The organism is Nocardiopsis lambiniae (genome assembly GCF_031845465.1).
Classification (GTDB): Bacteria; Actinomycetota; Actinomycetes; order Streptosporangiales; family Streptosporangiaceae; genus Nocardiopsis; species Nocardiopsis lambiniae.
Window position 1 is genome coordinate 41,738 of record NZ_JAVREP010000018.1, and the last position, 22,364, is coordinate 64,101.

At 71.0% G+C, this 22,364-nt stretch carries 21 protein-coding genes and 1 riboswitch; of the genes, 12 read left to right on the top strand and 9 right to left on the bottom strand.

Features of this window, described 5'->3' with window-relative positions; all coding sequences use genetic code 11:
• The first annotated feature begins 51 nt into the window (after positions 1-51).
• The gene (locus RM479_RS21870; protein WP_311513632.1) at positions 52-1,029 is read left to right on the top strand and encodes a carbohydrate ABC transporter permease; all 978 of its coding nucleotides are present in this window, start codon (positions 52-54) and stop codon (positions 1,027-1,029) included.
• Positions 1,026-1,988, top strand: a complete 963-nt coding sequence (locus RM479_RS21875; protein WP_311513633.1) for a carbohydrate ABC transporter permease — start codon at positions 1,026-1,028, stop codon at positions 1,986-1,988. The genes RM479_RS21870 and RM479_RS21875 overlap by 4 nt, the downstream gene beginning before the upstream one ends.
• A 179-nt stretch (positions 1,989-2,167) precedes the next feature.
• Here RM479_RS21875 and RM479_RS21880 read toward each other — a convergent pair whose 3' ends face one another.
• The 5 genes from RM479_RS21880 to RM479_RS21900 all read right to left on the bottom strand — a co-directional run bounded on the left by RM479_RS21880 (position 2,168) and on the right by RM479_RS21900 (position 7,425).
• Complete coding sequence (locus RM479_RS21880) at positions 2,168-3,094, bottom strand: fructosamine kinase family protein (protein ID WP_311513690.1); 927 nt, start codon at positions 3,092-3,094, stop codon at positions 2,168-2,170.
• Positions 3,095-3,107: 13 nt separating this feature from the next.
• The gene (locus tag RM479_RS21885) at positions 3,108-3,638 is read right to left on the bottom strand and encodes a low molecular weight protein-tyrosine-phosphatase (protein ID WP_311513634.1); all 531 of its coding nucleotides are present in this window, start codon (positions 3,636-3,638) and stop codon (positions 3,108-3,110) included.
• Positions 3,639-3,719: 81 nt separating this feature from the next.
• On the bottom strand, positions 3,720-4,154 hold the full coding sequence (locus RM479_RS21890) for a response regulator (RefSeq protein WP_274807400.1): 435 nt from the start codon (positions 4,152-4,154) through the stop codon (positions 3,720-3,722).
• Positions 4,155-4,162: 8 nt separating this feature from the next.
• Positions 4,163-6,091, bottom strand: a complete 1,929-nt coding sequence (locus RM479_RS21895; protein ID WP_311513635.1) for a sensor histidine kinase — start codon at positions 6,089-6,091, stop codon at positions 4,163-4,165.
• 23 nt (positions 6,092-6,114) lie between these two features.
• Entirely contained in the window at positions 6,115-7,425 is a 1,311-nt protein-coding gene (locus RM479_RS21900) for a PP2C family protein-serine/threonine phosphatase (RefSeq protein ID WP_311513636.1), read from the bottom strand.
• A gap of 422 nt (positions 7,426-7,847) precedes the next feature.
• Between RM479_RS21900 and RM479_RS21905 the strand changes: the two genes are divergently transcribed.
• The 3 genes from RM479_RS21905 to RM479_RS21915 all read left to right on the top strand — a co-directional run bounded on the left by RM479_RS21905 (position 7,848) and on the right by RM479_RS21915 (position 9,667).
• Positions 7,848-8,525, top strand: coding sequence for a biliverdin-producing heme oxygenase (locus tag RM479_RS21905; RefSeq protein WP_311513637.1), 678 nt, complete (start codon positions 7,848-7,850; stop codon positions 8,523-8,525).
• Positions 8,526-8,637: 112 nt separating this feature from the next.
• Positions 8,638-9,297 (top strand): TetR/AcrR family transcriptional regulator, encoded by a 660-nt coding sequence (locus tag RM479_RS21910; protein WP_311513638.1) that lies wholly within the window; start codon positions 8,638-8,640, stop codon positions 9,295-9,297.
• 130 nt (positions 9,298-9,427) lie between these two features.
• The gene (locus RM479_RS21915) at positions 9,428-9,667 is read left to right on the top strand and encodes a hypothetical protein (protein WP_311513639.1); all 240 of its coding nucleotides are present in this window, start codon (positions 9,428-9,430) and stop codon (positions 9,665-9,667) included.
• Here the strand turns inward: RM479_RS21915 and RM479_RS21920 are convergent.
• Positions 9,661-10,578 carry a 3'-5' exonuclease gene (locus tag RM479_RS21920; protein WP_311513640.1) on the bottom strand — a complete coding sequence of 306 codons (918 nt, stop codon included), beginning with the start codon at positions 10,576-10,578 and terminating at the stop codon, positions 9,661-9,663. The genes RM479_RS21915 and RM479_RS21920 overlap by 7 nt on opposite strands.
• Before the next feature lie 183 nt (positions 10,579-10,761).
• On the opposite strand from RM479_RS21920, the gene RM479_RS21925 reads away from it, so the two are divergent.
• The gene (locus RM479_RS21925) at positions 10,762-11,724 is read left to right on the top strand and encodes an asparaginase (RefSeq protein WP_311513641.1); all 963 of its coding nucleotides are present in this window, start codon (positions 10,762-10,764) and stop codon (positions 11,722-11,724) included.
• Between the two features lie 11 nt (positions 11,725-11,735).
• Entirely contained in the window at positions 11,736-12,959 is a 1,224-nt protein-coding gene (locus RM479_RS21930; RefSeq protein ID WP_311513642.1) for an NAD(P)/FAD-dependent oxidoreductase, read from the top strand.
• Positions 12,960-13,141: 182 nt separating this feature from the next.
• Here the strand turns inward: RM479_RS21930 and pip are convergent, their stop codons facing one another.
• Positions 13,142-14,098, bottom strand: coding sequence for a prolyl aminopeptidase (pip, locus tag RM479_RS21935; protein ID WP_311513643.1), 957 nt, complete (start codon positions 14,096-14,098; stop codon positions 13,142-13,144).
• A gap of 83 nt (positions 14,099-14,181) precedes the next feature.
• Positions 14,182-15,054 (bottom strand): DUF4429 domain-containing protein, encoded by an 873-nt coding sequence (locus RM479_RS21940; RefSeq protein ID WP_311513644.1) that lies wholly within the window; start codon positions 15,052-15,054, stop codon positions 14,182-14,184.
• Between the two features lie 128 nt (positions 15,055-15,182).
• Between RM479_RS21940 and RM479_RS21945 the strand changes: the two genes are divergently transcribed.
• Together RM479_RS21945 and RM479_RS21950 are read left to right on the top strand one after the other, a co-directional pair.
• Complete coding sequence (locus tag RM479_RS21945) at positions 15,183-16,901, top strand: AMP-binding protein (protein ID WP_311513645.1); 1,719 nt, start codon at positions 15,183-15,185, stop codon at positions 16,899-16,901.
• Positions 16,902-17,092: 191 nt separating this feature from the next.
• Positions 17,093-18,151, top strand: coding sequence for a 3-deoxy-7-phosphoheptulonate synthase (locus tag RM479_RS21950; protein WP_311513646.1), 1,059 nt, complete (start codon positions 17,093-17,095; stop codon positions 18,149-18,151).
• A 56-nt stretch (positions 18,152-18,207) separates the two neighbouring features.
• Here the strand turns inward: RM479_RS21950 and RM479_RS21955 are convergent, their stop codons facing one another.
• The gene (locus RM479_RS21955; RefSeq protein WP_311513647.1) at positions 18,208-19,029 is read right to left on the bottom strand and encodes a penicillin binding protein transpeptidase domain-containing protein; all 822 of its coding nucleotides are present in this window, start codon (positions 19,027-19,029) and stop codon (positions 18,208-18,210) included.
• A 152-nt stretch (positions 19,030-19,181) separates the two neighbouring features.
• A riboswitch (glycine riboswitch) is annotated at positions 19,182-19,282 on the top strand.
• A gap of 147 nt (positions 19,283-19,429) precedes the next feature.
• Here RM479_RS21955 and gcvT point away from each other — a divergent pair.
• The 3 genes from gcvT to RM479_RS21970 all read left to right on the top strand — a co-directional run bounded on the left by gcvT (position 19,430) and on the right by RM479_RS21970 (position 22,353).
• On the top strand, positions 19,430-20,545 hold the full coding sequence (gene gcvT / locus RM479_RS21960; protein WP_311513648.1) for a glycine cleavage system aminomethyltransferase GcvT: 1,116 nt from the start codon (positions 19,430-19,432) through the stop codon (positions 20,543-20,545).
• Positions 20,546-20,700: 155 nt separating this feature from the next.
• On the top strand, positions 20,701-21,078 hold the full coding sequence (gene gcvH, locus RM479_RS21965; RefSeq protein ID WP_311513649.1) for a glycine cleavage system protein GcvH: 378 nt from the start codon (positions 20,701-20,703) through the stop codon (positions 21,076-21,078).
• A gap of 6 nt (positions 21,079-21,084) precedes the next feature.
• A complete protein-coding gene (locus RM479_RS21970; protein WP_274807385.1) occupies positions 21,085-22,353 on the top strand; it encodes a serine hydroxymethyltransferase in 1,269 nt (422 codons plus the stop codon).
• The last annotated feature ends 11 nt before the right edge of the window (positions 22,354-22,364 follow it).

The window sequence follows — 22,364 nt, forward strand, 5'->3', positions numbered from 1 at the left end:
GCGCGCCCCGCCCGGCTCCCTTCTCATCTGTTACCGACAAGGGGACCACCCATGGAGTTCTCGTTCCTGAACGAGCTTCCCAAGATCGTGTGGATGCTCATCGGGATCGTCGCCTTCCTCGGCGTCATCGGTCTGCTGCTGGTCGTCATCGATGTGCCCCGCACCCGACGCGACCGGTGGCAGGCGTTCCTCTTCCTCGCGCCCGCCCTGATCCTCCTCGTGGGCGGGCTCGTCTACCCGGCCCTGCGCACCACCTACCTGTCCTTCCACGACCGCTCCGGTGACGAGTTCGTCGGACTGGCCAACTACCTGTGGATGTTCCAGCGGCCGGAGATCCTGCTGGTGCTGCGCAACACCCTGCTGTGGGTGCTGTTCGCGCCGGTCCTGTCCACCGCGATCGGCCTGGTCTACGCGGTGCTGGTGGACCGCTCCCGGTTCGAGCCCGTGGCCAAGTCGCTGGTGTTCATGCCCATGGCGATCTCGTTCGTCGGCGCGAGCATCATCTGGCGGTTCGTGTTCGCCTACCGGCCCGCCGACCAGGAACAGTACGGCCTGTTCAACCAGATCATCGTGTGGTTCGGCGGCGAACCCCGGTTGTGGCTGCTCGAACAGCCACTGAACACGTTCCTGCTGATCATGGTGCTCATCTGGGTGCAGGCCGGGTTCGCGATGGTCGTGCTGTCGGCGGCGATCAAGGCCATCCCCGCCGAGATCAACGAGGCCGCCCGCATCGACGGCGCCGGCCCGGTACAGCTGTTCTGGCGCATCACCCTGCCGTCGGTGTGGCCGACCGTCCTGGTCGTGCTCATCACCATCACGGTGCAGACCCTGAAGGTGTTCGACATCGTCCGCACGATGACCGGCGGCAACTACGGCACCAGCGTGATCGCCAACGAGATGTACAGCCAGGCGTTCTCCCAGGGCCAGATCGGTCAGGGGTCGGCCCTGGCGGTGTTCCTGTTCGTGCTGGTCGTTCCACTGGTGGTGCTACAGATCCGCCGTACCCGCAAGGCGAGGGAGCTGTCATGACCTCCACCCCCACCGTCGTCCCCGACCCCGGGCCCGTCGACGCCCGGAGGCCTGGACCGGCCGCCCGGGTGCGGCGTCGGCTGAGCGGGACGGCGGCGAGCATGGCCGCGCTCGTCATCGCCGTGCTGTGGACGCTGCCCACGGCCGGACTGTTCATCTCCTCCTTCCGGCCCGCCGACCAGATCCGCACCACGGGGTGGTGGACGTTCTTCGCCTCCCCCGAGGTCACCCTCGACAACTACCGGGACGTGCTGTTCGGCACCGCCAGTGACGGGCGGTTGGCCACCCACTTCGTGAACTCGTTCGTGATCACGCTGCCCGCGACGGTGTTCGTGCTCGGGGTGGCCGCGCTGGCGGCCTACGCGCTGGCCTGGATCGACTTCCGGGGGCGCGACTGGCTGTTCCTGGGCATCTTCGCGTTGCAGATCGTGCCGTTGCAGATGTCGCTGGTGCCGCTGCTGCGCTTCTTCTCCCAGGGCGTGTCCGTGGGCGGGCTCCAGGTGCTGCCCGCCTGGGAGCTGAGCGGGGCGATGGCGTTCACCAACGTGTGGGTGGCGCACACGATCTTCGGCCTGCCGCTGGGCGTGTTCCTGCTGCACAACTTCATCTCGCAACTGCCGAGGACGCTGTTCGAGGCGGCCCGGGTGGACGGCGCCGGGCACGGCCGCATCTTCGTGCGGATCGTGCTGCCGCTCATCGCCCCGGCCCTGGTCTCGCTGGGCATCTTCCAGTTCCTGTGGGTGTGGAACGACCTGTTGGTGGCGCTGATCTTCACCGGCGGCGACACCGCCACCGCGCCGCTCACCGTGCGCCTGGCGGAACTCGCCGGTACCCGAGGCGAGGCCTGGCACCGACTGACCGCGGGCGCGTTCGTATCGATGATCGTGCCGCTGGCGGTGTTCTTCCTGCTCCAGCGCTACTTCGTCCGCGGCCTCCTCGCCGGAAGCGTCAAGGGCTGACCGCCGCCGAGGCCCCGCGGGCTCCGGCCGCGGGGCCTCGGCGGGGTCCTGGTGGTGGGGCGGAAGACGGGGCCGCGGGCCCGCGTCGCTCGACACCTCGCGACCGTCGAACGTCCCCCGGGACGGGCCGAACCCGCGCTCCGCTCCGGTCCGTGCTCGGCGCGCCGGGAGAACGGGGACTACGACCAGCCCTTGAGGGCGGCGCGGGCGGCCTCCAGGACGGTGGTCCGATAGGCGGCGCCGAACAGGCACACGTGCACCAGGAGCGGGTGCAGTTGGTGCAGCGCCACCCGTGAACGCCATCCGGTGGCCAGCGGCGCCACCTCGTTGTAGGCGTCGCGGACCCGCTCCAGATGCGGGAGGCCGAACAGGGTGAGCATCGCCAGGTCGGCCTCCCGGTGCCCGCCGTGGGCGGCCGGGTCGACGAGCACCGCGTCCTGACCGCGCCAGAGCACGTTCCCGCTCCACAGGTCCCCGTGGATCCGGGCGGGCGGTTCGGGGTCTCCGGCCAGGTCGGCGACGCGGTCCACCACCTTCTCCACGATCCGCACGTCGGAAGGGGTCAGTCCGCCCTGGTCGGCGGCCCGGCGCAGGTAGGGGAGCAGCCGTTGTTCGGCGTAGAAGGTCGGCCACTTCCGGGACGGCGTGTTGTCCATGGGCAGCGGGCCGACATAGCCGGGCCACGGGGCGCCGAAGTGGTCGGCGCCGGTCAGGTGCATCCCGGCGAGCCGACGGCCCAGGCGTTCGGCGGCGGACGGGGAGGGTTCGCGTTCCTCCACCCAGGGGAGCACCAGGATGCGGTCGTCCCAGGCCACCGGTTCCAGGGCGGGCGAGCCGAAGGCGCGCCCCAGCCAGGTCAGCCCTCGGGCCTCGGAGGTGAGCACGGCGCTGGGCGCGGCGGTGCGCGGCAGGGACTTGACGAACAGGCGGGTGCCGTCCTCGACCTCGGCGTAGGAGATGTCCCAGTCGTGGCTGCGTTCGGCCCGGGCCGCCCGACGCACCCGGTGACCGAGCAGGGCGGTCAGCCGTTCCGCCATGGTCCCCTTGACCGGGTCCCGACGTCGCCCCTCGTCACCGCCTGCGGCGCACACGGATCCCCCCTCCACCACCGGGCCCCGTCTACCGCTGCTTCAGAAGGGCGGTGAGTTCACCGGTCAGGCCCTTGGCGGCGGCCTCCACCATGTTGAGCACCGCGGTGAACCCGTCGTCACCGCCGTAGTAGGGGTCGGGTACCTCGGCGTTGGGCCCCGCCCCGGGGGCGAAGGAGCGGAACAGCCGCAGCCGGGAGGGGTCGAAGCCGTGTTCGGGCCCGTGGCGGTCGATGACGCGGCGCAGGTCGTCGAGGTTGTCCAGGTCCATGGCCAGGAGCAGGTCGAGGCCGGCCAGATCGGACGGATCGAACTGTCGGGCGGTGTGATCGACGAGGTATCCGTGCACACGGAGTGTGGAGGCGGCCCGTGGATCCATCGCGCCGCCCACATGCCAGTCGCCGGTACCGGAGCTGTCCACCTCGACGAGGTCCTCCAGTCCGGCCCGTTCCAGGTCGGCCGTCAGCACCTTGGCGGCCATGGGCGAGCGACAGATGTTGCCCAGGCACACCACGCCGACGCGGTAGGGGCCGGCGGGGTCGCGGGGTTCCGGCAAGCTCATACCCCTTACCGTAACGAAAAACAGGCGCGCCCACCCGTTTCGCGAACACGCGCGTTCGTCGGATCCCGCTCCGGCTCCGGTTCAGCCCTTGGGCAGCCGCACCACGGTGACGAAGAAGTCGTCTATCTGCCGAACGACCTTGATGAACTGGTCGAAGTCGACCGGCTTGGGAACGTAGGCGTTGGCGTGCAGGCGGTAGCTGCGCAACACGTCCTCCTCCGCCTCGGAGGTGGTGAGCACGACGACGGGGATGTGCGCCAGTTCCTCGTCGTTCTTGACCTCCTGGAGGACCTCCCGCCCGTCCTTCCGGGGCAGGTTGAGGTCGAGGAGGATCAGGTGCGGACGTGGGGCCTCGGCGTACTCGCCCTCCCGGCGCAGGAAACGGAGCGCCTCGACGCCGTCGGAGACCACGTGCAGGCGGTTGCCCAGCTTGTGTTCCTCGAACGCCTCCTTGGTCATGAGGACGTCGCCCGGGTCGTCCTCGACCAGCAGCACCTCGATCGGATGCACCAACATGACCTCGCTCAACCTTCAGAACCCCTGTCAGGTTCCGCCCCGTTGTCGGGGGGAACCGTACCGCCATCGGGTGCGGGCGCACCGGAGGGTGTCCCGGGGGCATCGCCCTCGGGAGCGTCCGTCTCCGGGTCGTCCCCACCCCTGGACCATCGTGCGGCCGCCGGTGCCGGGTCCGCGGGGGCGGGCTCGACCTCTCGGACCCCGTCGTCGGCGATCTCGGCGGTCCGGGTCCCACCCGGTTCCGAAGTCGCTTCCAGCCCGGAGTCGACGGGCAGAGACCAGCATATGCGCGTTCCGGTACGGGGGGACTCCCCCTCACCGGTGGTTTCGGATCCGTGTGCGGTGTCGAGCCAGACGCGACCGCCGTGGAATTCGACGATCTTCTTGCACATCGCCAGACCGATACCGGTTCCCGTGTACTTCTCCCTCGTATGCAACCGCTGGAAGATCACGAAGATGCGCTCGGCGTACTGCGGTTCGATCCCGATTCCGTTGTCCTGGCAGCTGAAGATCCACTCGTCGCCCTCGCGTTCGACGCCGATGTGGACCCTCGGGTCGTCCTCACCGCGGAACTTCACGGCGTTGCCCACCAGGTTGAAGAACACCTGGGTGAGGAGGGTGCGGTCGCCCCGGACGGTGGGCAGCTCGGCCCAGGTGACCTCGGCCCGTGTCTCCTCCAGGCGGGTGGACAGATTGCTCAGGGCGTCGTCGAGGGCCCGTTCGAGGTCCACCGGGGAGGAGTCCTTGGTGCGGCCGACCCGGGAGAAGGCCAACAGGTCGTTGATGAGGGTCTGCATGCGCTTGGCGCCCTCGACCGCGAAGTCGATGTAGGAGTCGGCTCGCTCGTCGAGCTGGCCGTGGTACCGGCGCTGGAGCAGCTGACAGAAGCTGGCGACCTTGCGCAACGGCTCCTGGAGGTCGTGGGAGGCGACGTAGGCGAACTGCTCCAGTTCCAGGTTGGACCGGCGCAGCTCCTCGGCCTGGTATTCCAGCAGGCCGGACTGTTCCTGGAGTTTGCGCCGGGCCGACGCGACCTCGTCCAGGTCCTGGACGATGCGTTCGCGCATGGCGTCCACGTCCCGTCCGAGCCGGACGATCTCGGGCGGTCCGTGCAGGGAGATGCGGTGGGCGTAGTAGCCCTCCGACACCTGGCGCATGTGCCCGGCGAGCTCGTCGAGGGGACGCAGCACCCACTGCTGGAGCATCACCCACAGGAACACCGAGAGGAACACCACGACCAGCCCGACCAGCACCAGCAGGGCGACGACCTGCTGGGTGGCCAGGGTCAGGCCGCTGCGGGCCTCGTCGATCTCGGTCCCCAGCTGCTGGACGGTGGCCTCGCTGGCGCGGGTGAGCTCCAGGTAGAGGACCCGACCGCGGCGCAGGTCGTCCTGGGAGGGCTCCTGGCCGTTGCCGACCTGCTCCAGGGTGGGTTCGGCGAACTCCTCGGTCCAGATGTCGCCGGCCGCCAGCAGGGCGTCGATGTTGTCCGCCAGGAGCGGGTCGGTCTCCCTACTGGACTCGGCCAGCTCGCGCAGGACGGCCCGCTCCTCGGTGAGCCTGAACCGCGCGTCGATGTAGGGCTGGAGGAACTCGCGCTCCTCGGTGAGGATGTAGCCGCGCAGGGCGTGATCCTGGGTCAGGTAGGCCGCGCGGGTCTGTTCGACGGAACCGACCGCCGGGGTGAGCGAGTCGACCTGGAGCACCAGGGAGTCGCGGGCGCTGAAGGCGGCCAGGGTGATGATCGAGACCGCGACGACCAGGACGACCGCGACCACGGTCAACAGGCTGGTCACCCGACGGCGCAGGCTCCACGACTGGTGGGGGGCCGCCGGGCGGCCCTTGTCCCCGTTAACGAAGTGGGTGCCGCCGATGGAGGGGACCGGGGCCACGTGGGAGCCCGAAGGGGTTCCGGCTCCGTCGGTGTCGGTCGCCATGGCCGCCCCCTCCCCGGCAGGAGTCACTCCCGCTCTCCGTTCCCCTGGTGGTCGTCGTGGCTGATGAGGAGCATCGCCACATCGTCCTGGAGCGGTCCGCCGTTGCTCCGTTCGGCCTCGTCCACCACCCGTTCGGGCAGGCGGGCGAGGGACACGCCCTGTTCCAGGACACCGGTGACCAGCCGGCGCAGGCCCGCGACCTCCAGGCGCGCGGGCGGGGTCCCGTCGTAGGCGTCGACGAGGCCGTCGGTGTACATCAACAGGCTGGACCCGCGCGGGAGCACGACCTCGTCGACGTCCGTGTCCTCCACGGGGAAGACCCCGAGGGGAGGCTGGGGGACGACCGGGGTCTCCTTCACGGAGGCGTCCCGGACGATCATGGGCGGCGGGTGACCGAGGACGCGCAGCCGGACCCGGTCGTCGCCGGTGTCCATGCTGGCCATGCACAGCGTCGCGTACATCTCCTCCTGGGCCCGCTCACTGACGAGGATGGCCTCCAGGTTGGGCAGCACCGTGGGTTCGGCGACGCCGGCCATGATGAGGGTGCGCCAGGCGATGCGCAGGCTGACGCCGAGGGCGGCCTCGTCGGGGCCGTGGCCGCTGACGTCGCCGATGATGATGTGGGTGGTGCCGTCCTTCTCGACCGCGTCGTAGAAGTCGCCGCCGACGATGGCGCGCTTGCGGCCGGGCCGGTAGTAGGCGCGATGGCTGAGCGGTGAGCGCTGGAGGAGGACCTGGGGCAGCAGGCCGCGTTCGAGGCGCATGTTCTCGCGGGCTCGCAGACGGGCCTCGCGGAGCTGGTGGGCGTTCTCGTCGGCGCGGCGGCGTTCCAGGGAGTAGCGCAGGCTGCGGCCGAGGAGGGAGCCGTCGACCTGGCCCTTGACGAGGTAGTCCTGGGCGCCGGCGGCGACGGCGGCGATGCCCTCGTGCTCGTCGTCGAGTCCGGTGAAGACGACGACGGCCGCGGCGGGGGCGCTCTGGAGGACCTCCCGGAGCAGGTCCAGGCCGTGCGCGTCGGGCAGGTTGAGGTCGAGCAGGACGCAGCCGCGGAAGCCCTTGAGGTGCTCGCGGGCGTCCTTGAGGGTGGAGACCCAGGTGATGCGGGTGGTGAGCGCCGTCTCGGCGAGCAGTTCCTCGGCGAGGAAGGCGTCACCCGCATCGTCTTCGATCAGCAGGACGTCAACCGATTCGACGGCAGCCTCCACCCGTTCGTTCAGGGCGGCCTCGCCCGGCGTGGCGCGGCCGTTGGCGGCAACACCATCGGCGGGAACGGCGTGCGCCGCCCCCGCACCGATCACCGCTGTGGGATCGTGCCCTGTTCTCCTGGTATCCACTCATCGCCTTCGGTCTGACGGTCCGCGGCTGCTCGCCGTCACGCCGCCCGTGGTCCGAGACGGACACCCCGGGGTGGTTCGGACCGCATGGCTCCCCAAAAGATAAACGCCCCGAGGACCTGTTGACCAGCAGGCGTGGGGGAGACACATACAACGCCGGGCGGGGGAACCGGGCTTCCGACGAGGGATCGGGAGCCGGGAAGTCGCTCCGGACAAGGGAATCCGGGGTGCCTTGGGCCATGGGAGGGTGCGCGTGCAGGGGCATGTGCACCGCATGGGACACCACATTGTGACGCCCGACACACGCCAGGCGCCCCGCGGTCGTTTTTTAACGACAACCTGTCGTATCCATCTTGAAGGAAGGCTCACCTAAATGACATGATGTCATCAAAGGTACCGACCTAGGAAGAGGGAGAACGCGGATGAGCGTCACGGCCGAAGCCCCCACCACGGCCCCCGACTCGGAGCTGTTCTCCGAGCGGCTCAAGGCCGCCACGTGGAGCGACCACCAGGCCGCCGAGGACCACGGCTTCACGCAGGCCCTCATGTCCGGCACCCTCCCCCTGACCGGGTACATCGCGATGGTCGCCCAGCACTACTTCGCCTACGTCGCCCTGGAGCGGGTCGGCCGGGCGCTGATCGAGGACCCCGTGGCCGGCCGGTTCCACTACCCCGAACTGGAGCGGGTCCCCTCCCTGGTCCGCGACCTGGAGCACCTGCTCGGCGCCGACTGGCGCGGACTCATCTCCCCCACCCCCGCCACGCGCACCTACGTCGCCCGCATCGAGCAGATGATCGACCGCCCCGAAGGGTTCGTGGCCCACCACTACACCCGGTACATGGGCGACGTCTCCGGCGGGCAGTTCATCCGCCGCACCGCGGCCAAGGCCTACGGGCTCGCCGAGGAGGGGGTCTCCTTCTACGTGTTCGACGGACTGGGCAGTCTGCCGAGGTTCCGCGCCGGCTACCGCGAGCGGCTCGACTCCCTGGAGCCGGACGCCGCGACCGCCGACCGGCTCATCGACGAGACCCGCCTCGCCTACCGGTTCAACACCGAGGTGTTCGCCGACCTGGGACGGCTGCACGTCACCGGGGCCTGACCCCGCGGCCGGGTTCGGACATCCGGCCTCACCCGGGCGAAAGCCGTGGGGAAGGACGGCGTCGAGGCCGGACCGGTGCGGTCCGGCCCCCTCGGCGTGCCACCATAGAGGAATGCCCAAGATCACGGCGCCCACCATCGCCGCCCACCGTGCCCGCACACGGGAGCGCATCATGGAGGCCGTCGACGAGCTGATCAGGTCACAGGGGATCGATCGCGTCTCCATGACCGACGTCGCCAACGCCGCCGGCATCACCCGCACCGCGCTCTACAACTACTTCCCGGACAAGCCCACCCTGCTGTTGGCCTTCACCGAAGAGGTCAACAACCGCTTCGTGGAGAGTTACCGGCGCGAACTCCCGTCGGGCGTGTCCGCGGCACGACGGCTCTCGGCGTTCGTCCGCCTTCAGCTGGAGGGCATCATGGCGCACCCGCACCCGCCCGCCGCCGAACTCGGCGCCAGCCTCGGCCCGCAGGCCTACCGGGCGCTGGCCGCCCACGTGGCCCCGATGCAGAGTCTGCTGACGGAGATCCTGGAGGAGGGGATCGCCGGCGGCGAGTTCGACGCGATGCCCGCCGAGGCGGTCGCCCGGCTCACCCTGTCGATGGTCGGCTCCCAGCGCATCCCCCTGGTCAGCGGGGATATCGACCTGGAGGAGACGCACGCCCTCGTCACCCGGTTCGTGCTGCGCGCCCTGGGGGTGGCGTCCGAAACCGTGGAGACCATCGTCCTTGAGCGCCCCAGGAACGACACGTTCGGCGACCACCCGTGAGCGTCGGGTCATAAGGGTCCGCCCGTAAAGGGCATCGGCGTGGCCATCGGGCGATACCGAGTCGAGAACCGCACCCCGGATCCGGTAGGAATCATGATCCCGGACCCGAGTCGTGAAGGTTCTCCCCTCCGTGTCGCTCACACTCCTGACGATCGGCGCCGTACTGGTGCTGATCGCGATGTTCAACAAGGTGCCCTCTTACGTCCCCGACCGACCCGGCGGCCGTCCGACGGCCACCCGGACCGCGACGGCCCCACCACGCTTGCGGCTGGCCTCCGCCCGCTTGACCGAACAGGGCCGCGCCCTGCTCACCACCCTGGGCGGCAGCGCGCTGATCGTCGCGTTCTTCCTCGTCCTGTCCGGTTACTGACGCACTCGGAGGCGGTGCCTCAGCCCCGCCAGCAGGCCACCGGCCGCCAACCCTCCGGCGACCGCGACCGCCGCCGCGACCCGGCGACGCGTGCGCGCGTCCCGGTGCGCCGCCATCTCCGCGATGGCCCGGTCGGTCGCACCGAAGGCGCCGCCGCACAGCAGCGGGTCCAGTTCCAGGGAACGCCAACGGATGTCGGCCCACGGGCGCGGGCTGAGCAGGTCCCCGGGCGGCGCGGCTGTGCGCGGCTTCCAGCGGACCCCCTCCGCGGGGGCGCCCGCGGGCACCGGGACCCGGCGCGGCGCGGGGATCGCGACCGGGAGCGGCGGCGCGCCCCGGTAGCGCAGTTCCCCCGGGGCGTTGGCGATCATCTCCACCAGGAGTCGCGCACAGGCGCGGGCGTCACCCAGGGCGGTGTGCTGACCGGTCGGCCACACGCCGCTCAGCGTGTACGAAGCCTTGGGCAGCGAATAGCGCTCCAGGTCCACCTGTGCGCGCAGGGCGCGCAGCGTGCACAGCCCCGGCAGGCTCTCGGGGAACCCGAAGGGCACCAGTTCCGAGGTGAGGAAACGCTGCTCGAAGTCGAGGTTGTGGCCGACCACCACGGCACCCGAGAGCAACCGGACCACCTCCGGTACCACCTCGTCGGCGGTCGGGGCGCCGATGACATCGCCGTCCCCGATGCCGTGGAACTCGCGGCCGGTCACGTCGGCGCGGGGGTCGACCAGGGTGGTGAACTCCTCCAGGAGGGTGCCGTCGCCGCGCACCCGGACCACCGCGATCTCCACGATGCGGGCGCCCGTGCGCGGGTCCAGACCGGTCGTCTCCGTGTCGAGCACCGCGTACTCCAGGTCCGCCGCCCGGAGGCCGACCCTGCGCCGGGTCAGCGCGCCCATCCGCAGCGTTCCCATCGTGTGCCCGTTCCCTTCGTCGTGACCCGTGGTCCCACCGCCACGACCTTACTCCCGGCCTCCGACGTACGGGGCCACCCCTCGTCTCGGGCAAAAGGAAGAAAGAGCCTGACGGTAACGTTCTGACGCATGTCCGTACACCCACGGACACTCCACGCACTCTTCGACGATGAGGAGCCCCGTATGACCCGAGCCCTCCTGCCCGAATACGTTCCCCTCGCCGAGGTGACCCGTTCGGGGATGCGTGAGAGCGTGCACTACGGCGCGGTCGTGGGACTGGCCGCCGACGGGCGGATCGCCCACGCGCGCGGACCCGTGCACCAGTCGATGTTCCCCCGCTCGTCCGCCAAGCCCTTCCAGGCCCTGGCGATGCTGCGCGCCGGCGCGCCGCTGAGCGGCCCGTCCCTGGCCATCGCGGCCGGCAGCCACGGCGGCGAACCGATCCACGAGGAACGCGCACGGCTCATCCTCGCGGAGGCCGGACTCACCCCCGACGCGCTGCGCTGCCCACCCGCCGTCCCCGGTGGTTCGGCGGCCCGGCAGGAGTTCGTGCGGGCCGGCCGCGAACCCGACCGCCTGCTGATGAACTGTTCCGGCAAACACGCCGGGATGCTCTCCGCGTGCGTCGTCCGGGGGTGGGACACCGAGGACTACCTCGACCCGGGACACCCCTTCCAGGTGCTCGTCCGCGAGACCATCGAGGACCTGTGCGGCGAACCGGTCGCGCACACCGCCGTCGACGGCTGCGGGGCGCCCCAACTGGCCGTCTCCCTGGCCGGCCTGGCCCGAGGGCTGTGGCGGATGCGCACCGCCCCCGAGGGGTCCCCCGAGCACGCGATCCTGACGGCCATGAGCACCCACCCCGAGTACGTGTCCGGCACGGGCCGGGTGGACACCGACCTGATGACGCGCATGCCCGGCCTGGTCTCCAAGATCGGCGCCGACGGGGTGCTGGTCCTGGGGGCGGCCACCGGGGAGACCGTCGCCGTGAAGATCAGTGACGGGGACGCCGCCGAGCGGGCGCGTACCCTGGTCGCACTCGACGCCCTGCGCACCCTGGGCGTGGACGTCACCCCCGTCGAGGACCGGCTGCGGGTCCCCGTCCACGGTGGCGAAGCGGTGGTGGGGGAGGTCCGCGCGCTCTGAACGGAGACACAGTGCGAAACATCGTCATCGTCGGTGCCGGCACGGCGGGCCTGTACACGGCGGCCGGTCTGCGCGAGCGCGGCTTCGAGGGACGGATCACGCTCCTCGGGGAGGAGGCGCACCGCCCCTACTCCCGCCCGCCGCTCTCCAAGGAGGCGCTGACCGGGCTGGGCCTGGCCCCGGGCCCGCTGGCCGGGAACCGGGCGCTGCGGCTCATGGAGGACGCGGAGATCGACGCCCTGGACCTGGACTTCCGTCCGGGCACCAGGGCCATCGGGCTGGACACCGACGCCCGCTCGGTGAAGCTCGACGATGGCGACGTCGCCTACGACGGACTGGTGATCGCCACAGGGGCACGGGCCCGCCGGCCCGACACCGACCTGGCCGGCGTGCACGTGCTGCGCACCCTGGACGACGCCGAGGCACTGCGTCCCCTGCTGACCCACCACGGTCGGCTGGTGGTCGTGGGGGCGGGGTTCGTCGGCGCCGAGGTGACGGCGAGCGCACGCGCCCTCGGGGTCGACGTGACCCTGGTGGAGGCGGCCCCGACGCCGCTCACCCGGGTGATCGACCCGCGTCTGGGGTCGGTGCTGACCGAGCTGCACCGCGAGAACGGCGTGGACGTGCGCCTGGGTTCCGGGGTGGCGGCCTACGAGGGCGACGGCACGGTCGAACGGGTCAGGCTCACCGACGGGACCGCCATCGGGACGCCCCTCGTCGTGGCGGGCATCGGAGTGGACCTCAACACCGGGTGGCTGCGGGGATCGTCCGTCGAACTGCTGGCCGACGGGTCGGTGGCGTGCGACGTGTACTCGGCGACCACCGCACCCGACGTGTACGCGGTCGGCGACCTGGCGAACTGGCCGCACCCCCGATACGGCGGGCGCGTCCGGCTGGAGCACTGGACCAACGCCGTCGAGCAGGCCGCGGCGGTCGCGCACAACCTGCTCGTCTCCCCGGAGGAGCGCGAACCCTTCACCCCGGTGCCCTACTTCTGGTCGGACCAGTACAAGATGAAGATCCAGCTTCTGGGGCAGGGCGCCCCGGCGGATCAGGTCGCCATCGTGCACGGCTCCGTGGAGGACCGGAAATTCGTGGCGTTCCTCGGCCGGGGCGGCGTGCTCACCGGCGTGCTCGGACTGCGCTCCACCCCGCGCACCATGCGTTATCGGGGACTGCTGGAGCGGACGACCACCTGGGACGAGGCCCTGGCGGCGGCCGGCACCTCACGGTGACGGCGCGCCCCGGTCGACGGACCCTCCCCTGCCCGTCGACCGGGGGACCCGCGGTCGAGCCGCACGGGAGGCCGCCGTCCCGGCTCCCGGGGGACGCCCCGCGCGCGGGGCGTCGCTCTCGCACGGGCCGGCCTCGACCGGCGCGGGCCCGGGAGCGCCGCGGCGGCGCGCCCGGGCCGCGGTCACTTCGCGAACCGGTCCGTCGCCTCGATCAGCCGGTCCAGGATGCCGGGCTCGCTGAACGCGTGCCCCGCGTCGTCGACGATGTGGAACTCCGCCTCCGGCCACGCCCGGTGCAGGTCGTAGGCGGTGCGCACCGGGGTGCACACGTCGTAGCGGCCCTGCACGATCACCCCGGGGATGTGCCGGATGCGCTCGGCACCCTCGATCAGCTGTTCCGGCGTGAAGAACCCCTTGTTGACGAAGAAGTGGTTCTCGATCCGGGCGAACGCCAGCGCGTACTCCTCGTCCGCGTGGTGCGCGCGCAGTTCCTCGTTGGGCAGCAGCGTCACGGTGGAACCCTCCCACACGCTCCACGCCCGGGCCGCCGCCAGCCGGACCTCCCGCTCCGGTGACTCCAGGCGGCGGGCGTAGGCGGCGATGAGGTCGTCGCGCTCCTCCTCCGGGATGGGCGCCAGGTAGGACTCCCACAGGTCGGGGAACATCATCGACGCCCCCTCCTGGTAGAACCAGCGCAGCTCCTCGTCGCGCAGCGTGAAGACGCCCCGCACGATCAGCTCGGTGACCCGGCCCGGGTGGGTCTGCGCGTAGGCCAGGGCCAGACAGCTCCCCCACGACCCGCCGAACACCTGCCAGGCGTCCACGCCGATCATCTCGCGCAGCCGCTCCATGTCCTCCACCAGCGTCCAGGTGGTGTTGGTGGACAGGTCGGCGTCCATCTGCCCGGCGTGCGGAGTGGAGCGCCCGCAGTTGCGCTGGTCGAACAGCAGGATCCGGTACCGCTCCGGGTCGAACAGCCGACGGTGGTCGGGGACGCAGCCGCCGCCGGGTCCACCGTGCAGGAACACCACGGGCTTGCCCGCGGGGTTGCCGCACAGCTCCCAGTAGACGCGGTGTCCGTCGCCGACATCGAGCATGCCCGAGTCGTACGGTTCGATGGGCGGGTACAGGGTGCGCACAGCGTGGCCCTTCCTGAAGGTCGTCGTACGCCCCGGACGATCCCGGGGCGGGGCAGGGGGGTGTCCGGGTTCTTCCGGAGGTCTCAGAGGCGGTCGAGGAGTTCGGCCTTCTTGGTCGAGAACTCCTCGTCGGTGAGCAGCCCTTCGGCGTGCAGCCGCCCCAGTTCGCGGATCTTGGCGAAGATGTCCTCGGTGCCGCCCGTGTCGCCGGCGCCGCTCTCGACGGCGGCCGGGGCGGCCCCCTCGATGTGGGCGTTCAAGGTCGCCGCCATCAGGAAGGTCTCCTCCGCGCCCTTGGAACCGTGCGAGGCGAGGGTGAAGAAGTCGTTGTCCAGCGCGGTCGCCTCGGGCAGGGTGACCCCGCGCAGCACGATGCGCATGCACCCCTCGGTGACGTCGGCCGGCGGGTGCCAGAGCACCGACTCGATCTCCGCCAGCCGGTACTCGCGGGACTTCTCCTTCTCCTTGGCGGAACTGGCCAGCCACCCGTCCCATTGCAGGCGCACCTTGTCGCCGTCGAAGGAGGCCGACCCCTCGGCCGTGCGCACCTGCAACGGTGGACGGGCCACCAGGGCCCGGGCGATCTCGCCCCGGTCGGGCGGGGTCGCCAGGGTCTCACGGACGTAGTGGGCACCGGCCCTGATCCGGTCGGCGACGTACTCGGCGACGAGTTCGCGGTCGTGCGGGCCGGCCAGGACCAGCGGGGTGAGCTCGTCGCGGGCGGACACGCCCAACATCACGTACGGGTCGGTGCCGCGGGCCAACTCCAGCCGCAGCCGCCATCCGCGCTTGCGATCGCCCCTGTCGAAGTCGACGTCGCGCACCGCCGCCAGCGGCACCGTGCAGCCGCCCAACGCCTTGAACAGCGTGGGCACCCTGCGTCCGGAATCGAAGCGGATCCGTATCGCCTCGTCGTCGATTCTCCAGATGCCGTGGTAGCCCCGCAGTTCCTCCATGCTTCACCATCCTAGGACCGCGCGGGGCCGGGACAGGGGCGCCAGGCGTCACCCGTGCCCATCGCGGGTAGAAACCGCAGAACACCGGCCCTGGACCGAGGCGGGCGAAGATCCGAAAGGTCGAAGCGATGTCCAAAGAGGCGGCGGCCGAAGGGGCCGCGGAGTTCCGCGCGGCGCGCGATCTGCTCCTGCGGCTGCGGGACGACCGCGAGGCCGCTCACCGGGAGTTCATCTGGCCGCGACCCGCGGTGTTCAACTGGGCGCTGGACCACTTCGACGAGGTGGCCGAGCGCAGACCGGACCGCACCGCGCTGTGGATCGTGGACGAGGAGGGCGAGGAAGAGAAGTACACCTACCGGTACATGTCGGAGCGCTCCTCGCAGGTCGCCAACTGGTTGTACGGCCAGGGCGTGCACCCGGGCGACCGCATCCTGGTGATGTTGGGCGCGCAGGTGGAGCTCTGGGAGATCACCCTGGCCGCGATCAAGCTCGGCGCGGTGGTGGTGCCCACCGCCACCAACCTCACCGAGGGCGACCTGTTGGACCGGTTGGACCGCGGCGAGATCAAACACGTGGTCTGTTCGCCGGTGGACACCGAGAAGTTCATCGGCCTGCACGGGCACTGGACCCGGATCTGCGTGGGGTACATGGACGGCTGGCTCGGTTACCCGGACTCCGAACACGCCGGACTGGAGTTCCACCCGCCCTCCCGGGTCGGCCCGGACGACCCCCTGCTCATCTACTTCACGTCGGGGACGACCGCCAAGCCCAAGCTCGTGGTGCACACCCAGCGCTCCTACCCGGTCGGACACCTGTCCACCATGTACTGGCTGGGCCTGCGACCGGGCGACGTGCACCTCAACGTGTCCGTCCCCGGGTGGGGCAAGCACGCCTACAGCAGCGTGTTCGGACCGTGGAACGCCGAGGCGACGGTGTTGACGGTCCGCCAGAACGCCTTCTCCCCCGAGCGACTGCTCGATGAGATCGTGCGTCGCGGGGTCGACACCTTCTGCGCCCCGCCGACGGTGTGGCGGATGCTGGTGCAGACCGACCTGGCGTCGTGGAAGGTGGGCCTGCGCGAGGCCCTGGCCGCGGGGGAGCCGCTGAACGCCGAGGTGGTGGACCGGGTGCGCGAGGCGTGGGGGATCACCGTCCGGGACGGGTTCGGCCAGACCGAGACGACCCTGCTCATCGGCAACTCCCCCGGACAGCCCGTGATCCCCGGCTCGATGGGCTGCGAGATGCCCGGCTACCGCGTCGTGCTGATCGACCCGGCCACCGACAAACCCGCCGACACCGGCGAGATCTGCGTGGACATGACCAACGCGCCGCCGGGGGTGATGAAGGGGTACGCCGACAGCCCGGAGCTGACCCGCGAGACGACCCGCCGGGGCCTCTTCCACACCGGCGACCTCGCCGCCCGGGACGCGAACGGGAACATTACCTATATCGGCCGCGGGGACGATGTGTTCAAGGCGTCGGATTACCGCATCTCACCATTCGAACTCGAAAGCGTCCTCGTGGAACACGAATACGTGGCCGAGGCCGCGGTCGTTCCCTCCCCCGATCCGTTGCGGCTGGCGGTGGCCAAGGCGTTCGTGACACCGGCACCGGGAGTGGCGCCCACCGCCGAGACCGCCCGGGCGATCCTGGCCCACACCCGGGACCGCCTCTCGCCCTACAAGAGGGTCCGCCGCCTGGAGTTCGCCGATCTGCCCAAGACCGTCTCGGGCAAGATCCGTCGGGTGCAGCTGCGCCGGGAGGAGGCCGAACGCGGCACGATCGCGGACGGTTCGCGCAATCCGAACGAGTTCTGGGAGGAGGACCTGTCCGAGCCGGACGATTGACCCGGGCACGTCACCGCCGGGGAATTTCCGTCTCGAATCGCGAGACGCGTTTTTCTCCATTGTCCGCGGTACCGCCGTCCGTCATGTGACCCTCGTCCGAAATACCGGTGTAACCGCGCCGTACCTCCGCGGTCGCGCTAGTGTGCACAGTGGCGGCAGCGCACACGAGAGCACAGGACAAGGGGAGCAGCATGCCCAGCACCAACGACACACGGGTGGTCGACTACAAGCCGCTCATCGCTCCCGGGGACCTGCTCTCGGAACTGCCCCTGGGCCCGGAGCGCACCTCCCTGGTCGAGCGTTCCCGTGCCGAGGTCAAACGGGTCCTGGACGGTGAGGACGACCGCCTGCTGGTCGTCGTCGGCCCCTGCTCGGTGCACGACCGGGAATCGGCCATGGACTACGCCCACCGACTGGCCGAACTGGCCCCCTCGCTGAGCGAGGAGCTGTGCGTGGTCATGCGCGTCTACTTCGAGAAGCCGCGCACCACCGTCGGGTGGAAGGGTCTCATCAACGACCCCGACCTCAACGACACCTACGACGTCCACCGCGGTCTGCGCCTGGCCCGCGAACTCCTGCTGGACATCAACTCCCTGGGGCTGCCCGCGGGCACCGAGTTCCTCGACCCCATCACCCCGCAGTACATCGCCGACGCCGTCTCCTGGGGCGCGATCGGCGCCCGCACCACCGAGAGCCAGGTGCACCGCCAGCTGAGCAGCGGCCTGAGCACCCCGGTGGGCTTCAAGAACGGCACCGACGGCGACGTGCAGGTGGCCGTGGACGCGGTGGGCGCGGCAGCCGCCTCCCACACCTTCTTCGGTGTGGACACGGCCGGCGCCGGTTCGGTGGTCGTCACCGAGGGCAACCCCGACTGCCACGTGATCCTGCGCGGCGGCCGCACCGGCCCCAACCACGACGCCGCCTCGGTGGCCTCCGCCCTCGACGTCATCGGCAAGGCGGGGCTGCCCCGCCGACTGATGATCGACGCCAGCCACGCCAACAGCGGCAAGGACCACGTGCGTCAGGCGGGTGTGGCCGCCGAGATCGCCGCCCAGGTCGCCGACGGCCAGCGCGGCGTCATCGGGGTCATGCTGGAGAGCTTCATCGTCCCCGGCGCCCAGAAGCTGGGCGACCCGACCGCGCTCGTCTACGGGCAGTCCATCACCGACAAGTGCATGGGCTGGGACACCACCACCGAGGTGCTGTCCACCCTCGCCGAAGCGGTCCGCACGCGCCGCAAGACCCTCTGAACCCACGGCACGCGCGAGCGCCCCGCCCCCTCGACCGGGGGCGGGGCGCTCGCGGCTCAGCGGGGCCCCGCGCCCTCCGGGAGGACCTCCAGGGCCGTCAGCAGCCCGCGCCCCAGGGTCTCGCACGAGTCGGGTTCGAACCCCTCGTCCGCCTCCAGGCGCAACGCGAACGTGTGCACGCCCGCCTCGCCCGTCACCCAACCGACCCACCATCCCGGCGCGTCGGTGCCGTCGTCGCAGGACGAGCGGCCGTACAGCGCGTACCCCCGGCCCCGCTCCACGAGGACCTCCTCGCGCAGCGCGCTCTGGTGCTCCGCGTCCACCGGCAGCTCCCCCCGGGCCAGCCCGGCCAGGAACTCCGTCTGCTCCACGGCGGAGATCCCGAGCGGGCCGCGCGACCAGAACGCCTCCACGTCCTCGGTCCCGCCGATGTCGCGACCGCCGTACTCGAAACGGTCCACCCACGTGGCCATCGGTCCGTGCCCCACCCGGTCGACCGCGTCCCGGGGGGCCGGACCCCCGGCGTCCACCACCTCACCGGGGTCGGTGATCGCGCCCGTCTGCAACGCCGTCAGCGCGATCACCAGGTCGAAGGTGTCCCCCGGAACGGCGCGTTCGCGCGCCCGCTCCGGTTCCACCAGCACCGAACGACGTTCCTGTGTGTCATAGAGCACGAACGTGCCCGTCACCTCGGCCGCCGCGAACACGTCGGCCAGGTCCGCCCGCTCCGAGGCGGCCACGTCGCCACCGACGACGGCGGCGGCCCTCCCCTCCCCGGAGTCCGGGGGGTCCTCCTCCCGGGGAGCGGAGCACCCCAGCAGCGTCACGACCGTCGCGCCGACCACCGACGCGCATCCGATCCGTCTCGTTCTCCGCATGTCGAACAGCACTCGTCCCCCTCGGTGCGCGTCCCGTTACAGGGCACACCGTAGTCCCTTCCCGCCCCTTCCGCCCGGGATTCGCCCGGTCCGGTACCGGAGGTGCCACCCTTGGGCGGCGGCGACGGCCGCTGCTAGGCTGAACGTGTTGCTGACCCCGTACGGGAGAGTGCCCGCGCATCCGGCTCGGGCCGCCGAAGGAGCAATCCCTCCCCGAAACAACCTCTCAGGCACAGTGGACCGTACGGGCGAGACCACTCTGGAAAGCAGGGACCCACATGTCCCTCGCCGAAGGTGCAAGCCACGCCGAGCACGTGGTGAAGCTCTCAGGCACAGATGACAGAGGGGGAGGATGGCAACGCCTATGCACGACACGACGCCCATCCTCTCGGGAGTGCCCATGTCAGAGCCCACCTCCGCGCCGCGGCCGACCGCGCTGCGCGCGATCCACGAGAAGGCCGGTGCCGCGCTCGTCGACTTCGCCGGTTGGCTCATGCCCCTGCGCTATGACAGCGAGACCGCCGAGCACAAGGCCGTCCGCGAGGCCGCGGGCCTCTTCGACCTCTCTCACATGGGCGAGATCCGCCTCACGGGCCCGGACGCCGCCCGAGCCCTGGACCACGCCCTGGTCGGGCACCTGTCACAGGTCAAGCCGGGCAAGGCCCGGTACACGATGATCACCAACGCCGACGGCGGCGTCATGGACGACCTCATCGTCTACCGGCTCGGCGAGGAGGAGTACCTGGTCGTGGCCAACGCCGCCAACGCCGACGTCGTCGCCGAGGCCCTCCTCGAACGCGCCGCCGGGTTCGACGTGAAGGTCACCGACGAGTCCGCCGAGTACTCGCTCATCGCCGTCCAGGGCCCGCGCGCCGTAGAGATCCTCGCGCCGCTCACCGACGCCGACCTGGACTCGATCCGCTACTACGCCGGGTACGAGCACACCGTCGCCGGAGTGCCCGCCCTGCTGGCCCGCACCGGTTACACCGGCGAGGACGGCTTCGAGATCTTCGTCCGGCCCGCCGACCGCGCCGTCGAGGTGTGGGAGGCCCTCGTGGCCGCTGGCGCCGACAAGGGCCTGGTCCCCGCCGGCCTGTCCGCCCGCGACACCCTGCGGTTGGAGGCGGGCATGCCGCTGTACGGGCAGGAGCTCACCTCCGACCTCACCCCCTTCGACGCCGGGCTCGGCCGCGTGGTCAAGTTCGACAAGGAGGGCGACTTCGTCGGCCGGGCCGCCTTGGAGGAGGCCGCCCGCACCGCGCGCCCCCGCCGCCTCATCGGTCTCGTAGCGCGCGGACGCCGTCCGCTGCGCCGAGGCCAGGACGTCCTGCGCGACGGCGCGGTCGTCGGCTCCATCACCAGTGGCGCGCCCTCTCCCACCCTGGGCCGCCCCATCGCCATGGCCTACGTGGACGGCGAACTCGACACCACGACCGGAGCGTTCACCGTGGACGTGCGCGGTCGGGGCGAGGACGTCGACGTGGTCGAGCTGCCGTTCTACCAGCGGCAGGCGTAGACGTGGGTCCCGCACCAACGGGACCTCGGCGCTTCGCACGGCGGAACCCCGGACCGGGGTCGGCACGGGCGGAGCGCGATCAGGCGTAGGCCGGGCCGGGCGGCCGTCATCCGGCGGCGCGGCAGGAATGAAGAGAACCTCCAAGGAGAGTTGAAGTGAGCGTTCCCACGGAGCTGGGTTACACCGCCGAACACGAGTGGGTCTCGATCGAGGACGGGGTCGCCACGGTCGGCATCACGGCGTTCGCCGCCGAGTCCCTCGGCGACATCGTCTACGTCGAGGCCCCCACCACGGGGACCGCGGTGAGCGCGGGCCAGACCTGCGGCGAGGTGGAGTCCACCAAGTCCGTCAGCGACGTCTACTCCCCCGTCGACGGCGAGGTCGTCGAGGTCAACGCGGACCTGGAGGGCGAGCCCGAGTCCATCAACTCCGACCCCTACGGCGCGTGGCTGTTCAAGGTGCGCCTGTCCGGGGAACCCGCCGCCCTGCTGTCCGCGGAGGAGTACACCAAGCTGACCGAAGGCGAGGACTGACCCCCGATGGCCACCGACAACACGCTCAACAAGAGCCTGAGCGAACTCGACCCGGAAGTATCGGCCGCGGTCGACGCGGAGCTGGCCCGCCAGCGCGACACCCTTGAGATGATCGCCTCGGAGAACTTCGCTCCGCAGGCCGTCCTCGAAGCGCAGGGCACCGTCCTGACCAACAAGTACGCCGAGGGCTACCCGGGCCGCCGCTACTACGGCGGCTGCGAGCACGTCGACGTGATCGAGCAGCTCGCCATCGACCGGGCCAAGGACCTGTTCGGCGCCGAGCACGCCAACGTGCAGCCGCACTCGGGCGCCCAGGCCAACACGGCCGTGTACTTCGCCCTGCTCAAGCCGGGCGACACCATCCTCGGTCTGGACCTGGCCCACGGCGGCCACCTGACCCACGGGATGCGGATCAACTACTCCGGCAAGGTCCTCAACGCCGTGGCCTACCACGTGCGCGACGAGGACGGCACCGTCGACTACGACGAGGTCGCCGCCCTAGCCAAGGAGCACCAGCCGAAGATGATCATCGCCGGCTGGTCGGCGTACCCGCGCCGGTTGGACTTCGCCCGGTTCCGGGAGATCGCCGACTCCATCGGGGCACTGCTCATGGTCGACATGGCGCACTTCGCCGGTCTGGTCGCCGCGGGCCTGCACCCCAACCCGGTGCCGTTCGCCGACGTGGTCACCACCACCACGCACAAGACCCTGGGCGGTCCGCGCGGCGGCCTGATCCTCACCAAGGCCGAGCTGGCCAAGAAGATCAACTCCGCGGTGTTCCCCGGCATGCAGGGCGGCCCGCTGGAGCACGTGATCGCGGCCAAGGCCGTGGCGCTGAAGGTGGCGGCGGGCGAGGAGTTCGCCGACCGTCAGCGTCGCACCGTGTCCGGCGCCAGGCTGCTCGCCGAGCGTCTGACCCGCCCGGACGCCGCCGAGGTCGGCGTCAAGGTGGCCTCCGGGGGGACGGATGTGCACCTGGTGCTGGTGGACCTGGTGAACTCCGAGCTCAACGGCCAGGAGGCCGAGGACCGGCTGCACTCCATCGGCATCACGGTCAACCGCAACGCGGTGCCCAACGACCCGCGACCGCCGATGGTCACCTCGGGTCTGCGGATCGGCACCCCGGCGCTGGCCACGCGCGGTTTCGGTGACGAGGACTTCGCCGAGGTCGCCGACGTCATCGCCGAGGCGCTCAAGCCGGAGTTCGACGCCGCGTCGCTGCGCGCCCGGGTTCGGGCGCTGACCGAGAAGTACCCGCTCTACCCCAACCTGTAGGGCCCCGCCGT

Coding starts and splice junctions, on each gene's coding strand:
- RM479_RS21970 (WP_274807385.1), top strand. CDS start 21,085: ATGGCCACCGACAACACGCTCAACAAGAGCCTGAGCGAACTCGACCCG.
- RM479_RS21910 (WP_311513638.1), top strand. CDS start 8,638: ATGCCCAAGATCACGGCGCCCACCATCGCCGCCCACCGTGCCCGCACA.
- RM479_RS21940 (WP_311513644.1), bottom strand. CDS start 15,054: ATGGAGGAACTGCGGGGCTACCACGGCATCTGGAGAATCGACGACGAG.
- RM479_RS21885 (WP_311513634.1), bottom strand. CDS start 3,638: ATGAGCTTGCCGGAACCCCGCGACCCCGCCGGCCCCTACCGCGTCGGC.
- RM479_RS21870 (WP_311513632.1), top strand. CDS start 52: ATGGAGTTCTCGTTCCTGAACGAGCTTCCCAAGATCGTGTGGATGCTC.
- RM479_RS21905 (WP_311513637.1), top strand. CDS start 7,848: ATGAGCGTCACGGCCGAAGCCCCCACCACGGCCCCCGACTCGGAGCTG.
- RM479_RS21950 (WP_311513646.1), top strand. CDS start 17,093: ATGCCCAGCACCAACGACACACGGGTGGTCGACTACAAGCCGCTCATC.
- RM479_RS21955 (WP_311513647.1), bottom strand. CDS start 19,029: ATGCGGAGAACGAGACGGATCGGATGCGCGTCGGTGGTCGGCGCGACG.
- RM479_RS21945 (WP_311513645.1), top strand. CDS start 15,183: ATGTCCAAAGAGGCGGCGGCCGAAGGGGCCGCGGAGTTCCGCGCGGCG.
- RM479_RS21920 (WP_311513640.1), bottom strand. CDS start 10,578: ATGGGAACGCTGCGGATGGGCGCGCTGACCCGGCGCAGGGTCGGCCTC.
- RM479_RS21895 (WP_311513635.1), bottom strand. CDS start 6,091: ATGGCGACCGACACCGACGGAGCCGGAACCCCTTCGGGCTCCCACGTG.
- RM479_RS21925 (WP_311513641.1), top strand. CDS start 10,762: ATGACCCGAGCCCTCCTGCCCGAATACGTTCCCCTCGCCGAGGTGACC.
- RM479_RS21890 (WP_274807400.1), bottom strand. CDS start 4,154: ATGTTGGTGCATCCGATCGAGGTGCTGCTGGTCGAGGACGACCCGGGC.
- RM479_RS21875 (WP_311513633.1), top strand. CDS start 1,026: ATGACCTCCACCCCCACCGTCGTCCCCGACCCCGGGCCCGTCGACGCC.
- gcvT (WP_311513648.1), top strand. CDS start 19,430: ATGTCAGAGCCCACCTCCGCGCCGCGGCCGACCGCGCTGCGCGCGATC.